The sequence below is a fragment of the Streptomyces sp. NPDC053474 genome (assembly GCF_044544845.1).
Classification (GTDB): Bacteria; Actinomycetota; Actinomycetes; order Streptomycetales; family Streptomycetaceae; genus Streptomyces.
The window spans coordinates 436,697-450,551 of sequence record NZ_JBITXV010000005.1 but is presented as its reverse complement, the minus strand read 5'-3'; the positions used below and the strand labels follow the sequence as shown (position 1 = coordinate 450,551).

Genomic DNA, 13,855 nt, shown 5'->3' with positions numbered 1-13,855 from the left:
ACGACTCGTCCAGCGATCAACCAGGCCGAGGAGCGAAGCCATGTCCGCCACCCTGTCGGAAGACCTCAAATCCCTGCTCGACACGCCCGTGTTCGTCACCGTCGCCACCATCCAGCCCGACGGCAGCCCCCAGCTCTCACCGGTCTGGGTGAAGCGCGACGGCGACGACCTCCTCATCTCCACCACCATCGGGCGGCAGAAGGAGCGGAACCTGCGCCGCGACCCGCGCGTCACGGTGCTCTTCCAGCCCTTCGACGCGCCGTACACCTACGCGGAGATCCGCGGCACCGCCGAGATCACCACCGAGGGCGGCCAGGAGCTGATCGACGAGCTGTCGCGGAAGTACACGGGCAAGGACTACGCCGACTTCAACCCGGCGTCCAAGGACGACGCACAGCGCGTGGTCGTCCGCGTGACGCCCCGCAAGGTCGTCGGCCGCATCTGACCGGACCGGGCGACTCCGGGCCGCCGTCCGGACGGCTCCCGGGGGCACCGACATCACAGTTGTGTGCCCCGCGCCCCCATGGGGCGCGGGGCACTGTCCCGCGCCCACTACCCTGGAGTGGTGACGATTCGCCTGTACGACACCAGCGCCCGGCAGATCCGTGACTTCCAGCCCCTGACCCCGGGCTGTGTCTCGATCTACCTGTGTGGTGCCACGGTGCAGGCGGCCCCGCACATCGGGCACATCAGGTCGGGCCTCAACTTCGACATCATGCGCCGCTGGTTCGCGTACCGCGGCTACGACGTGACGTTCGTCCGCAACGTCACGGACATCGACGACAAGATCATCCGGAAGTCGGCGGACCAGGACCGCCCCTGGTGGTCCATCGGCTACGAGAACGAGCGCGCCTTCAACGACGGCTACGACGCCCTCGGCTGCCTCCCGCCCACCTACGAGCCGCGCGCCACCGGCCACGTCACCGAGATGGTCGAGATGATGCGCGGCCTCATCGAGCGCGGCCACGCCTATGAGGCCGACGGCAGCGTCTACTTCGACGTGCGCTCCTGGCCGCGGTACCTGGAGCTGTCGCGCCAGGACCTGGACAAGATGCAGCAGCCCAGCGAGGAAGGCATCACCGGCAAGCGCGACCCGCGCGACTTCGCCATGTGGAAGGCCGTCAAGCCGGGCGAGCCCGCCTGGGACACGCCCTTCGGCCCCGGCCGCCCCGGCTGGCACCTGGAGTGCTCGGCCATGGCGCACAAGTACCTGGGCAGCGCCTTCGACATCCACGGCGGCGGCATCGACCTGATCTTCCCGCACCACGAGAACGAGATCGCGCAGGCCAAGGCCTTCGGCGACGACTTCGCGACGTACTGGGTGCACAACGCCTGGGTCACCATGAGCGGCGAGAAGATGTCCAAGTCGCTCGGCAACTCGGTGCTCGTCTCCGAGATGGTCAAGCGCTGGCGCCCCATCGTCCTGCGCTACTACCTGGGCACCCCGCACTACCGCTCGATGATCGAGTACAGCGAGGAGGCCCTGCGCGAGGCCGAGGCGGCGTTCGCCCGCATCGAGGGCTTCACGCAGCGCGTGGTGGAGCTGGCCGGGGGCGTCGTGGAGCCCGCGGCCGAGGTGCCGCCCGCGTTCGCCGACGCGATGGACGACGACCTGGGCGTCCCGCAGGCGCTCGCGATCGTGCACACCACGGTCCGGCAGGGCAACTCCGCGCTCGCCGCGGACGACAAGGAGGCCGCCGTCGCGCGGCTCGCCGAGGTGCGGGCCATGCTGGGCGTCCTCGGCCTCGACCCGCTCGACCCGCACTGGGCGGCGGCCACCGGCGAGGGCTCGGGCGACGAGCTGCACGGCGTGGTCGACGCCCTGGTCCGGCTCGTGCTCGACCAGCGCGAGGCCGCGCGCGGCCGCAAGGACTGGGCCACCGCCGACGCCATCCGCGACCAGCTCGCCCAGGCGGGCCTCGCCATCGAGGACAGCCCGTCGGGGCCGCGCTGGACGCTCGGCTCCCGCTAGCGGGACCCCGCGAATGTGCCGCCCGGCGCGCCGGGCGGCACACTGCATTGCAGAGACATACGTACGTAACCCGAGGAACAGGTAGGTCATGGCCGCTCACAACCGCCGCATGTCCGGCAAGAAGGGCGCGCAGGTCGGCAGCGGCGGCAAGCGGCGCCGGGCCCTCGAGGGCAAGGGGCCGACGCCGCCCGCCGAGATGCGCAAGGGGCATGCCAAGCAGCGCCTCGCGCAGGCCCAGGCGCGGCGCGCACAGGGCCGCCCGCAGCAGCGCCGTGGTGGCCCCAAGGGCACGGCCGAGATGGTCGTCGGCCGCAACCCGGTGTTCGAGGCGCTGCGGGACGGCGTGCCCGCGACCACGCTGTACGTCCAGCAGTTCATCGACAACGACGAGCGCGTCCGTGAGGCCATCCAGCTCGCCGGTGAGCGCGGTGGCATCCACCTGATGGAGGCCCCGCGGCCCGAGCTGGACCGCATGACCAACGGCCTCAACCACCAGGGCCTCGTGCTCCAGGTGCCGCCGTACGAGTACGCGCACCCGGAGGACCTCGCCGCGGCCGCGTACGACCAGGGCGAGGACCCGCTGATCGTCGCGCTCGACGGCGTGACGGACCCGCGGAACCTGGGCGCCGTGGTGCGGTCCGTGTCCGCCTTCGGCGGCCACGGCGTGGTCGTGCCCGAGCGCCGGGCGGCCGGGATGACGGCGGGCGCGTGGAAGACGTCCGCCGGTACGGCCGCGCGCACGCCGGTGGCGCGGGCCACCAACCTCACGCGGGCGCTCGAGGCGTACAAGAAGGCGGGCATCGCGGTCGTCGGCCTGGCCGCCGACGGGGAGCACGAGATCGGCGAGCTCGACGCCCTGGAGGGCCCGGTCGTCATCGTCGTCGGCAGCGAGGGCAAGGGCCTCTCGCGCCTGGTCGGCGAGACCTGCGACTTCCGCGTGCGGATCCCGATGCCGGGCGGGGCCGAGTCCCTGAACGCGGGCGTGGCCGCGGGCGTGGTGCTCTACGAGGCGGCCCGCCGCAGGCGCTGACCCTCCCGGCGTCGCCCCGCGGGGGGCGGGGAAAGGTGGGGGTTTGACGGGGTCCGGACAGATCCGGGCGGTCAAGGCAGTGTCCAAACCTCCCGTCACTCGGTTAGATGAGTGTGGACACCAGAACACCCCGCACACCCACGGGGGGACGCTCGTCAGGGTTCGACGACACTCCCGCGCTGAGCATGGTGAAGGTGCCCTGCGACCCCGCGCAGGTCATCGTCAATCACGCGAGCTTCCGCGTCCAGCTGCCCCCGGCAGGGCGGACCCCGTCGCCGCGCGTCGCCCGCCATGTGAGCGCCGCCGAGGAGACCGTGCGCATGCCCGCGGTGGGCGCGGCGGGCGGCGGGGCGCGGCGGCGCGCTCCGGTCGTCTGGAGCGGCAAGTCCGAGCCGGGTGACCCCGGCGCGGGCGGGCTGTTGCAGGCCGTGCGCGGCAGCGGGGTGCGCCGCGCGGCGGACCTGACGGCGGGCGGCGATCCGCAGGGCACCCGTGTCGGCTACGACGACGCCGGAGCCACCCAGGTCATCCCGCGCGTCGACGTCGACGATCCGTACGGCGACACCGTGCAGACCCCCGCCGTCGGCGGCGGCGACCACGGCCCTACCCGGCTCCTGCCGCAGATGCGCATGCCGGGCAGCGTCGACGACGAGGCGCACGCCGACGATCCGTACGACGACGGCTACGGGGACGAGGCCGCCGACTTCGCCGACGACGCGGCCGGGCGCCGCGCGGGGAAGTCGCCCAACGGCGTGCGGCACGCGTACTACCCGGGGCGCCGCCTCAACCTCGGCGTGGTGCTGCTCCCGCTGCGCGTCTTCCTCGGCTTCATCTCCATCTACGCGGGCATGGGCAAGCTCTGCGACCCCGTCTACTTCGACGGCGGCGAGCGCGGCTCCATGGTCAAGTGGCTGAACTCGCTGCACCCGTGGGCGCTCGCCGAGCCGCTGCGGGACTGGGCGCTCCAGCACCCCGTGGGCGCGGGCCTGGTCATCGCCTTCCTCCAGGTGATCGTCGGCGTCCTGACCGTGCTCGGGCTCTGGCAGCGGCTCGCCGCCGGGGTGGGGATGCTCCTGTCGATCGCGCTGCTCGTGACGGTGAGCTGGAAGACCGTCCCGGCGTACGACGCGCCCGACATCATCTATCTCGCCGCCTGGTCGCCGCTGATCATCGCGGGCGCCCCGGTGTACTCCGTCGACGCCCGGCTCGCCGGGGAGGCCTGGCGCACGCTCGGGCCGCGCGCCGCGCTGTGGGAGCTGCGCCGCCGGGTGCTGCGCAGGGGCGGGCTCATCGGCACCGTCGTGGTCGGCCTGACGCTGCTCATCGGCTCGCTGCTCGGCGGGGCGGTGCGGGACGCGGACCGCGTGACCGTGCCGGGGCCCGGCGAGGCGCCGCGCAACGAGCTGCCGGGCTCCCCGCTGCCGGGCGACCCGGACGGCAAGCGCGAGCGCCGCAGCGACCCGCGCCACCCCTCCGCCTCCGCGGGGACGCCGACGCAGGGCAGCACGGCGAGTCCCTCGCAGGAGGGCGCCACCGGCACGCCGGACGCGGCCCGCGAGTCGACGGGCAGCGTCAGCGGCACGGGCAGTCGGCCGAGCGCGACGCAGGGCACCGGCGAGCAGGCTCCGGCTCAGCAGCAGCCCGCGCCGACCCAGGAGCGGCCGCCCGCCGCCACCAGTGGCCCGACCTCCAGCGGCGGCACGGGCGGCGGCGCCGGGCCCAGCGGGGGTACGACCGGGGGCACCACGGGCGGTTCGGATGGCAGCACCGGCGGCAGTGGCGGCCGCCCTGGCCTGCTCGGCGGCGTGCTGGGCTGAGGCCGTCGTTAGCTGCAGGCCGTCTGTGGCTGGTCGCGCCCACGCGGCGGAGCCGCATATTGACTCAGCCCCGCGCCCCTTCGGGGCGCTGCCGCACTGCTCAGTGGTTCTGCGCGGCCAGTTCCTTGGCGGCCTCGGTGAGGTCCTTCGCGGTGTCGATGGCGCGCCAGTACGCGCCCTGCGGCAGCGGGAAGCCCGCGAGGCGCTTCTCCCGGGCCAGGCGCGGGAACGTGGTGCGCTCGTGGTCGCCGAGGTCAGGGAGCAGGGCGGTGAAGGCCGCGGAGAAGACGTACACGCCCGCGTTGATGAGGTACGGGGACGGCGGGGCCTCGATGAAGTCCGTGATGTGGCCGAACGCGTCGGTCTCGACGGCGCCCCAGGGGATGCGGGGGCGGGCGAGGGCGAGCGTGGCGGTGGCGTCCCGCTCGGCGTGGAAGGCCGCCATGTCGCGCAGCGAGAAGCGGGTCCAGATGTCGCCGTTCGTGGCGTACCACGGCTGGTCGGGCTTGGGCAGGTGGGCGGCCGCGTACTTGAGGCCGCCGCCGCGGCCCAGGGGCTCCGTCTCGACGACGGTGGTGACCTTCAGCGGCAGGTCGGCGCTCTCCAGCCAGTCCTGGAGGACCTCGGCGAGGTGGCCGCAGGAGACGACCGCGTCCGTCACGCCCTCGGCCGCGAGCCAGGCCAGCTGGTGGCCGATGATCGGGGTGCCCGTGCCGGGGATCTCGACCATGGGCTTGGGGCGATCATCGGTGTACGGGCGCAGCCGGGAACCCTGGCCGCCGGCCAGGACCACGGCCTGCGTGGGCTTTGCTGTGTGGATGTCACCGGTGGTCATGACGGAACCCTACGCGTTGGGGCGCGCAGGGTTCCGACGTGGCCGGCGCTGACAGGGGGCGCTAGGGGTGGGGCCGGGGTCGGCCCGGCGCGCCTCAGTTGTTGTGGTGGGCGGCGACGCCCGCGGCGAAGGACGTGTCGCAGACCGGGCGGGCGTACGACTGGGCGCGGCTCGGGCCGTAGGCGCGGACGGCGGCGCGGCCGAGGGCGCGGGCGATGGACACGCAGTGCTTGGCGAGCGACGGGTGCCGGTCGACCTCCTGCTGGAGGTGGGTGAGGGCGACGCCCGGGTTCTTCTCCTGGAGTTCCAGGAGGAGGCGGTCGCGCACGATCTCGTGGGGGCCGCGGGACCTGGCCGGCGCGGAGAGGTCGCCCGCGGAGGCGGTGAGGACCGAATCCGATGAGCTGCCGGACCAGTTGACCCGGGTGACCGCGAGCGTGCCGGACAGCACCAGGACGACGGGCAGGACGAGGGCGAGCGTGCGCCCGATGCGGCGGCCGGGGCCGCGGTGGCCTCGGCGCGACTTCTGGGTGTGGTTGGCGGAGTGCGTCACGCGAGTGAGGGTAGCGCTAGGTGATGATTTGGCGACATTTAGTCACCCGGTTGGGTGAGGGGGAATGTGGTTTGGCGCAGTGGATGTTGACGAACGCCGGGCGAAATGACCGATGTGCCGGGGTATTTGTCGACAACGCGCTGAGATGTCCCGGAGCGCGCGAAGGGCCCCGTGCCGGAGCACGGGGCCCTTCGGGCCGGTTGACGTCAGGGAAGCCCGGCGCTAGCCGCGCCCCGGGGGACGTCAGTCGGTGAGGCGTTCGCCGGTGGAGGTGGAGAAGACGTGGGTCTCGCCCGGGCGCGGCACGACGTGGAGCAGGGCGCCCTTCTCGGGGACCTGGCGGCCGTTGACGCGGACCACGAGGTCCTTCTGCTCGCCGCCGACCTCGGCGGTGCCGTACACATAGCCGTCGGCGCCGAGCTCCTCGACGACGTTCACGGACACGGCGAGACCGGCCGGGGCGTCCTCGGACTCCTTGGAGAGGGTCTTCGCGGCACCGCCGTTCTGCTCGACCACGTCGAAGTGCTCGGGGCGGACGCCGACGGTGACGGTGCGGTCGCCCTTGTCGGCGGCCGCGGCGAGGGCCTCGCGGCTCACCGGCACCACCGAGTTGCCGAACTTCACGCCGCCGTCGGTGATCGGGACCTCGACGAGGTTCATGGCGGGCGAGCCGATGAAGCCCGCGACGAAGAGGTTCGCCGGGCGGTCGTACATGTTGCGCGGCGAGTCGACCTGCTGGAGCAGGCCGTCCTTGAGGACGGCGACGCGGTCGCCCATCGTCATGGCCTCGACCTGGTCGTGGGTGACGTACACGGTGGTGATGCCGAGGCGGCGCTGGAGCGAGGCGATCTGCGTGCGGGTGGAGACGCGCAGCTTGGCGTCGAGGTTCGACAGCGGCTCGTCCATGAGGAAGACCTGGGGCTCGCGGACGATGGCGCGGCCCATCGCGACGCGCTGGCGCTGGCCGCCGGAGAGGGCCTTGGGCTTGCGGTCCAGGTACTCGGTGAGGTCGAGGATCTTCGCGGCCTCCTCGACCTTCTGCCGGATCGTGGCCTTGTCGACGCCCGCGATCTTCAGGGCGAAGCCCATGTTCGCGGCGACCGTCATGTGCGGGTACAGCGCGTAGTTCTGGAACACCATGGCGATGTCCCGGTCCTTGGGCGGCAGGTGCGTGACGTCGCGGTCGCCGATGCGGATCGCGCCGCCGTTCACGTCCTCCAGGCCCGCGAGCATGCGCAGGGAGGTGGACTTGCCGCAGCCGGACGGACCGACCAGGACGAGGAACTCGCCGTCCTCGATCTCGATGTCCAGACCGTCGACGGCGGGCTTGGTGGAACCCGGGTAGATCCGGGTCGCCTTGTCGAACGTCACAGTGGCCATGGTGAGGGCCCCCTTCACCGGCAGGAACGTGCCGGACGATCCGAGTAAAGGATGGGTCTAGTCCAGTCGTCTGGACTGCCCGTGACGCTACCCCGCTGGTCACCGCTCTGTCAGTAGTCCGGAGGTGATGACCTTCGACGAGATTTTCGACTGCGGCGGGGGTCCCGTTGGTTACACTGCACGGGCACGGCCGCACAGGGGCGTGCAGGCCTCCTTAGCTCAGCTGGTCAGAGCGCCGCTCTTGTAAAGCGAAGGTCGTCGGTTCGAATCCGACAGGGGGCTCCACACACCGTCCTCGCGAACCGTTTCCGCTGGGGCCGCCGCGAGGCCGTCCCGGCTCAGCCGAGGCCGGTGAGGCGGTCTGCCCCGTCCCGCCCGCCTCGCGTCCCGCCGGATAGATTTCCGGTACTTCGGGTGCCCTCAGCGGTACGTGGCGATTTCAGGAGTTCTGGAGGGCTTTTCATGGCCGTACGCAAGGCCGGGCGCGTGGCCGCGTCGGTGGCCGCCGTGGCGCTGCTCGGTGCCGTGGTCACCGGGTGCGACTCCGACGACGACGGCGACGGCGACTGGATGGGCGGGGGCAAGAAGTCCCCGTCGGCCTCCGCCGAGCCGTCCGACCCGGCCCGGAAGTCGCCGTCCCAGGACACCGGACCGGCGGCGAAGGTCCCGCCCGCCTCGGTGAACGACCTCGCGAAGGTCCCCACCGCCGTCAAGGGCGGCGTGATCACGGTCGGCGAGCCGTCCGCGAAGCACACGGTGAAGGTGTACGAGGACCCGCGCTGCCCCTTCTGCAAGAAGTTCGAGGAGAACGGCGCGCAGGCGCTCGTCGCGCCGCTGGCCGCGGGCGACGTGAAGGTCGAGTACACGATCGCCTCGTTCCTCGACAGCAACTTCGGCGGCGACGGCTCCAAGAACGCCGCCAACGCGCTGCGGGCCGCCGTGGACACGGGCAAGTTCCCGCAGTTCCACTCCGCGCTCTTCACCAACCAGCCCGAGGAGAGCGACGACGGCTTCACGCCCGCGTTCCTGCTGAAGGTCGGCGCGGCCGCGGGCATCAAGGACGCCGCGTTCGACAAGGCGGTGACCGGCAACGCGCACAAGGCGTGGGTGGCCACCGCCATGAAGGCGTTCACCGCCGACGGCGTCACCGGGACGCCCACGGTCGAGATCGACGGCAAGAAGGCGCCCGCCGACTCCCTGTACGACGAGGCCGACTTCGGGAAGGTCCTGAAGAAGGCCGGGGTCTCCTGATCGAGCCGGGTGGCCGGTTTTAATCGGGCGCGGCCCCGCCGCGACCCACGTAGGGTCGCGCCCGTGATCGAGATCCACGTACCGGACGCCCTGGTCGAATCCCAGCACCTGTACGCCGGGGAGGCGGGCCGCGCCTTCATCGCCGGGCTGCCGGAGCTGGCCGCGCGGACGCTGGAGCGCTGGGAGCTGACGCCCGTCGGCGCCTCCATGCACGGCATGGCGGCGCTCGTCCTGCCCGTGGAGCGCGCCGACGGCTCACCGGCCGTGGTGAAGTTCCAGGTCCTGGACGAGGAGACCGAGGGCGAGCCGGTCGCGCTGCGCGTGTGGGACGGCGACGGCGCGGTGCGGCTGCTCGACCACGACGCCGCCACCGGCACGATGCTGCTCGAACGGGCCGGTGACGGCCGGGAGCTGACCCGGTTCGCCGAGGCGGGCAAGGACGAGACCCGGGGGGCCGTCCTCGTCATCGCGGAGCTGCTCGCGCGGCTCACCGCCGGGCCCGCGCCCGCGGGCATGCGCACGCTCGGCGCCATCGCCGGGCAGATGCTCGACGACACCCCGGCCGCGCTCAAGGAGATCGCCGACCCGGCCGACCGGGCGCTCGTCGCACGCTGCGCGGACGCCGTGCGCGAGGTCGTGGGCGAGCCCGGGGACCGCATGCTCCACTGGGACCTGCACTTCGACAACGTCCTCGCGGCCGGGCGCGAGCCGTGGCTCGCCATCGACCCCAAGCCCCTCGCGGGCGACCCCGGCTTCGACCTGTGGCCCGCCCTGAACAACCTCTTCGACCCGGACGACGCGCGCTGGCGCTTCGACGCGATGACGGAGGTCCTGGGCCTGGACCGGGGGCGGGCGCTCGCGTGGACCCTCGGCCGGGTGCTCCAGAACACGCTGTGGGAGGTCGAGGACGGGCGTCCGGCGCCGGAGGAGGACCTGGAGCTGGCGCGGCGGCTGCTCGGGGGTCCGCTCTAGCCCTCGGGCCGGGCGTCGCGCACGGCGGCCCGCAGACCCGCGTCGCCCGGCATCTCCTGGGCGAAGTACCACCAGAAGGTGCCGCCGACGCTCGACGGGTAGCCGAGGGCGGCCGCGTAGTAGCGGCGGGCGACCCGCCGCCGGGCCGCGGCCGGGTCGTCCTCGTCGAAGGCCCAGTAGAACCGTGACGTGTCCGCGTTCCAGTAGCCCAGTTCGCCCAGGCCGACGCGCTGGTCGGGGAAGTCGGCCGCGAGCCGCGTCATCACCTGGTCGAAGGCGAGGCCGAGCGGGGCGTCCTCGATCCAGCTGGACAGCAGCACGACGTCGATGTCCTCGCGGACCGCGCGCGGCAGGTTCGCGCGCGGCCAGGTGAACGCCGACCAGCGGGCCGCGTCCGTGCCGAGCTGCCAGTACAGGGTCAGGACGACGTCGGCCCCGGGCCGCTTCTTGCGCACGTACGCCGCCGCGTCCGCGATCTTGTGCCGCATGCGGTCGCGCGGCGGCAGGAGCCGGTCGGTGCAGTCGCCGTCGGCGGTGGTGCGGGAGTCCGTCCAGCAGCCGTTGACCTCGTTGCCGATCTCCCAGGCCTCGATCTCCGGGAACGCGTCGACGTACCGCTTGATCCGGGCCAGATAGCCCGCGCGGGTGCCGAGCGCGCGGTGCTCGGAGCCGCCTGCGTACGCGGAGTCGACCGGCTGGCCGAGGACCTTCAGACCGGCGGCGTGGGCGGCGGCCACCGCCTCGCGGTAGCGCCGGGGGACGGGCCCGCGGGGGTCGTCGTCGGCGTCGAAGACGATCCGGGCCCAGCCGTGCGGGCGGGTCAGGCGCCCGGCGAGCGGCGCCCACCGCCGCGGGTCCGCGCCGTCGGCGACGGTCACGCCCGTCCACGGCGCGTGCGCGCGGCGGGCGCGCGGCCCGTACTCCTCCAGGAGCAGCCCGTACGCCGCGTCGACCGCGCTCAGGGCGCGCTGGCCGTGCTGGCCCCGGCCCGCGTCGGAGCCCGCGGCGTCGGCGCGGGCCAGCTCGCGCGCGGCCTGGCGGTAGGCGGCGGTGAAGCGGGCCGAGCGGCGGTAGGCGGGGCGCAGGGCGAGGGCCTCGTCCAGGCGGCGCTTGGCGTCCTTCGCGGCGGCGTGGTTGAAGACGACGGTGGTGCCGCGGGTGAAGCCCTTGCCGCCGTGGTCGAGGACGACGGTGGAGAAGCCCTGGTCGGTGGGCCAGTTGAGGGCGAGCGCCGCGGGTTTGCCGCGCCCGGGCAGGTCGAAGCGGAGCCGTCGCCCGTCCTCGTACAGCGGGAAGTCGTCGAGGACGCGCAGGGTGCGCGGGTCGACGAGGGCGTCGCTGTCGGAGCCGCCGCTGCCGTGGGTGACGGCGCGGGCGCGGCCGGGGGTCAGGAGCGTGCCGCGGCCCTGGGGGTCGTAGAACTTCAGGGCCACGGTGCCGCCCGTGCGGCCGGTGTCCGTGTGCGAGCCGGAGCCGCCGGAGGTGCAGCCCGCGGTGAGGACGGCGGCGAGCAGCGCGGCCAGGGTCTTCCGGTTGACCCGTGGCCGTCGCCCGTGGCTCGTTGCGCTCATGATCCGTACGCGGGCGGCTAGAACGAGTCGACCGTGTGCGGCAGCAGCGCGGTCGTGAGCGCCGCGTCCAGGGCGGCGGCCGCGCCCGGCGTGTGCTCGGTGACGGTGCCCGCTCGGACGAAGGACACGAGGGGCGCGCCGCCGAGGTAGGCCGAGCCGAGGTCCCGCACGTCGAGGGTGAGGTCGGCGGGGGCGTCGGTCGGCTCGTACGCCGCCGGGCCGCCCGCGGCGGTGACCGTCAGGCGGAAGCGGCCCTCGTTGGCGGGAAGCTGGGGGTCGCGGACCTCGAGGACCAGGTCGGCGGGGGCCGCCCAGGAGCGGGCGAGCAGCGCGGCGCGCACGTCGACGAGCCGGACCCTCAGGCCCGGGTACTGGCCCGTCACGCGGACCTGGTCGCGGTCCCCGGCGAACAGGAGCAGCGGGTCGTCGAGCGGGCGGCCCCACGCCTGGATCAGGCCCGTCAGGTCGATCGACGCCAGATAGCGCCACAGCGCGGCCTCGGCCTCCGGCGAGTCCGCCTCCAGCTCGTCCAGGCGGACCAGGCCGGGGGCTTCGTCGCGGCCCTTGGTGCGGTAGATGGCGTACCCGGTGACGCGGTCGGGCGCGGCCGCGTCACCGAGGACCACGACGCGCGGCGGCGACAGGTCGTCGTCGTCCTCGTCCTCCGTGGCCATCCACTCCTCGCGCCACCAGGCCTCGGTGCGCTCGATGCGGCCCGCGCGTGCGGCGCGCGTACGGTCGTAGTACTCGGCGAGCAGCGCGGGGGCGGCCGCCGGGTCCACCAGGCGCAGGGGGCCGTCGGCCGGGGTGATCCGCAGGGCCAGGGGGCGCTCGGACTTCACCTCGACGGTGTTGTTGTACGTGGCCGGGCCGAAGCCGAAGCGGCCGTAGATCGCGTCCTCCGACGCCCACAGCGCCGCCAGCGGACGGCCGCTCGCGCCGCATCGCTCGAACAGCGCCGCGACCATGCCGGAGAGCACGCCGCGGCGGCGGTGGGTGGGCGCGACGGAGACGAACGTGACGCCGGGGCACGGCAGTTCGCCGCCCGGCACGGACAGGGTGAAGCGGAAGGCGGCGAGAAGGCCGACCAGCGTCTCCCCGTCGTACGCCCCGACGCGGTCGCAGCCGCGCAGCAGGTCGTGGTGGTGCTTGCGCTTCTCGTCCTCCGGGTTCTCGTGGAAGGCGAGGTAGGACAGGTCGAGGGCGCGGTCCAGGTCGGTGTCGGGCAGGTCGCGGAAGGTGATGGCGGTGGACGGGGCCGGGCTGGGGGGTGCGGAGTCCATAATCCGGACGGTAGTTCGCGAAAGCCGCATGGGCATCCGATTTTTGCCGGAGTGGGACCGCCATTGCTGGAGTGGAACCGCTTTTGCCGAAGGGGGACCGCGCCTCCCGGACGGGCCCTCGGCTCACGGGCCCGGTGGATCAGGGGGGGCGGTGGATCAGGGGATCAGGGGCCCGGTGGATCAGGGGATCAGGACCACCTTGCCCGTGGTGGCGCGGGTCTCCAGGGCGCGGTGGGCCGCGGCCGCCTCGGCCAGCGGGAAGGTCTGCACGGCGGGGGTGAAGTAGCCGCCCTCCCAGGCGCGCAGGGCGGCCAGCTCCAGGGTGCGGACGGGGTTGTCGCCGCCCGCCTTCTCCAGCATGGCCCCGCCGAGCGGGTTGATCCGCGTGATGCCGCGCGCGGCCAGCTCCTCGTCGGTCAGGGCCACCGGGCCCTTCTTCTCCGACCAGCCGAAGGTGAGGTGGACGCCGCCGGGCCCGAGCAGGTCGACGGCGGCCCGGCCCGCGTCGCCGCCCACCCCGTCGAGGACCACGGTCGCGGCGCGGCCGCCGTCGCCCAGGCCCTTCAGGAACGCGCGGACCTCGTCGGGCCAGGCCGGGTCGGTGTAGTCGACGGCCAGGTCGGCGCCGTTCGCGCGGACGCGGGCCGTCTTGGCGGGCCCGCCCGCGAGCCCGATCACCGTGGCCCCGGCGTGCTTGGCGTAGCTCACGAGCAGGGTGCCGATGCCGCCCGCCGCGGCGGGGACGATGACGACGGAGTCGGCGTCGAGCTCCGTGTACTGGAGGATGCCCATCGTCGTGCGCCCCGTGCCGATGAGCCCGACGGCCTCGGGGAAGCCGAGCCCGTCGGCGAGCTCGTGCAGCCGGGCGGCCTCGGTCACGGTCAGCTCGGCGTAGCCGCCGGGGGCGAAGCCGATGTGCGCGACGACGCGACGACCGGCCCAGGCGGTGTCCACGCCCTCGCCGACGGACTCGACGGTGCCCGCGACCTCGCGGCCCGGGACCGTCGGCAGCTCGGGCAGCTGGGGCAGCGGACCCTTCTCGCCCTCCCGGATCGAGGTGTCGAGCAGGTGCACCCCGGCCGCCGCGACGGCGATCCGCACCTGGCCAGGACCGGGCTGCGGGTCCTCGACGGTCTCGTACGTGAGGTTCTCGGCGGGGCCGAAGGCGTGCAGGCGTACGGCGTGCATGGC

General features: G+C 73.7%; 12 protein-coding genes and 1 tRNA gene. 7 read left to right on the top strand and 6 right to left on the bottom strand.

Annotated features, from left to right (window positions below; genetic code table 11):
• Positions 1 to 40 precede the first annotated feature (40 nt).
• From ACIG3E_RS14860 to ACIG3E_RS14845, 4 genes are all read left to right on the top strand, one after another.
• On the top strand, positions 41 to 445 hold the full coding sequence (locus ACIG3E_RS14860; RefSeq protein WP_399615609.1) for a PPOX class F420-dependent oxidoreductase: 405 nt from the start codon (positions 41 to 43) through the stop codon (positions 443 to 445).
• A gap of 120 nt (positions 446 to 565) precedes the next feature.
• Positions 566 to 1,972 carry a cysteine--tRNA ligase gene (gene cysS / locus ACIG3E_RS14855; RefSeq protein WP_399615607.1) on the top strand — a complete coding sequence of 469 codons (1,407 nt, stop codon included), beginning with the start codon at positions 566 to 568 and terminating at the stop codon, positions 1,970 to 1,972.
• A gap of 88 nt (positions 1,973 to 2,060) precedes the next feature.
• A complete protein-coding gene (gene rlmB / locus ACIG3E_RS14850; protein WP_399615605.1) occupies positions 2,061 to 3,002 on the top strand; it encodes a 23S rRNA (guanosine(2251)-2'-O)-methyltransferase RlmB in 942 nt (313 codons plus the stop codon).
• Positions 3,003 to 3,115: 113 nt separating this feature from the next.
• On the top strand, positions 3,116 to 4,819 hold the full coding sequence (locus tag ACIG3E_RS14845; protein WP_399615830.1) for a DoxX family protein: 1,704 nt from the start codon (positions 3,116 to 3,118) through the stop codon (positions 4,817 to 4,819).
• Between the two features lie 100 nt (positions 4,820 to 4,919).
• On the opposite strand, the gene ACIG3E_RS14840 is transcribed toward ACIG3E_RS14845, so the two are convergent.
• The 3 genes from ACIG3E_RS14840 to ACIG3E_RS14830 all read right to left on the bottom strand — a co-directional run bounded on the left by ACIG3E_RS14840 (position 4,920) and on the right by ACIG3E_RS14830 (position 7,587).
• Positions 4,920 to 5,639: an NDP-sugar synthase gene (locus ACIG3E_RS14840; RefSeq protein ID WP_399615828.1), complete on the bottom strand. Its 720-nt coding sequence runs from the start codon at positions 5,637 to 5,639 to the stop codon at positions 4,920 to 4,922.
• Positions 5,640 to 5,748: 109 nt separating this feature from the next.
• Positions 5,749 to 6,207: a hypothetical protein gene (locus ACIG3E_RS14835; RefSeq protein ID WP_399615603.1), complete on the bottom strand. Its 459-nt coding sequence runs from the start codon at positions 6,205 to 6,207 to the stop codon at positions 5,749 to 5,751.
• Positions 6,208 to 6,450: 243 nt separating this feature from the next.
• Positions 6,451 to 7,587: an ABC transporter ATP-binding protein gene (locus ACIG3E_RS14830; protein WP_399615601.1), complete on the bottom strand. Its 1,137-nt coding sequence runs from the start codon at positions 7,585 to 7,587 to the stop codon at positions 6,451 to 6,453.
• Positions 7,588 to 7,795: 208 nt separating this feature from the next.
• Between ACIG3E_RS14830 and ACIG3E_RS14825 the strand changes: the two genes are divergently transcribed.
• From ACIG3E_RS14825 to ACIG3E_RS14815, 3 genes are all read left to right on the top strand, one after another.
• Positions 7,796 to 7,872, top strand: a tRNA-Thr gene (locus ACIG3E_RS14825).
• A 177-nt stretch (positions 7,873 to 8,049) separates the two neighbouring features.
• On the top strand, positions 8,050 to 8,838 hold the full coding sequence (locus ACIG3E_RS14820) for a DsbA family protein (protein ID WP_399615599.1): 789 nt from the start codon (positions 8,050 to 8,052) through the stop codon (positions 8,836 to 8,838).
• A gap of 63 nt (positions 8,839 to 8,901) precedes the next feature.
• The gene (locus ACIG3E_RS14815) at positions 8,902 to 9,810 is read left to right on the top strand and encodes an aminoglycoside phosphotransferase family protein (protein ID WP_399615597.1); all 909 of its coding nucleotides are present in this window, start codon (positions 8,902 to 8,904) and stop codon (positions 9,808 to 9,810) included.
• Here ACIG3E_RS14815 and ACIG3E_RS14810 read toward each other — a convergent pair.
• The 3 genes from ACIG3E_RS14810 to ACIG3E_RS14800 form a co-directional block, all read right to left on the bottom strand.
• A complete protein-coding gene (locus ACIG3E_RS14810) occupies positions 9,807 to 11,381 on the bottom strand; it encodes a hypothetical protein (RefSeq protein ID WP_399615595.1) in 1,575 nt (524 codons plus the stop codon). The two genes, ACIG3E_RS14815 and ACIG3E_RS14810, sit on opposite strands and share 4 nt — an antisense overlap.
• A 17-nt stretch (positions 11,382 to 11,398) precedes the next feature.
• On the bottom strand, positions 11,399 to 12,664 hold the full coding sequence (locus ACIG3E_RS14805; protein ID WP_399615593.1) for a GNAT family N-acetyltransferase: 1,266 nt from the start codon (positions 12,662 to 12,664) through the stop codon (positions 11,399 to 11,401).
• Between the two features lie 180 nt (positions 12,665 to 12,844).
• Complete coding sequence (locus ACIG3E_RS14800; RefSeq protein WP_399615591.1) at positions 12,845 to 13,852, bottom strand: zinc-binding dehydrogenase; 1,008 nt, start codon at positions 13,850 to 13,852, stop codon at positions 12,845 to 12,847.
• Positions 13,853 to 13,855: the final 3 nt, after the last annotated feature.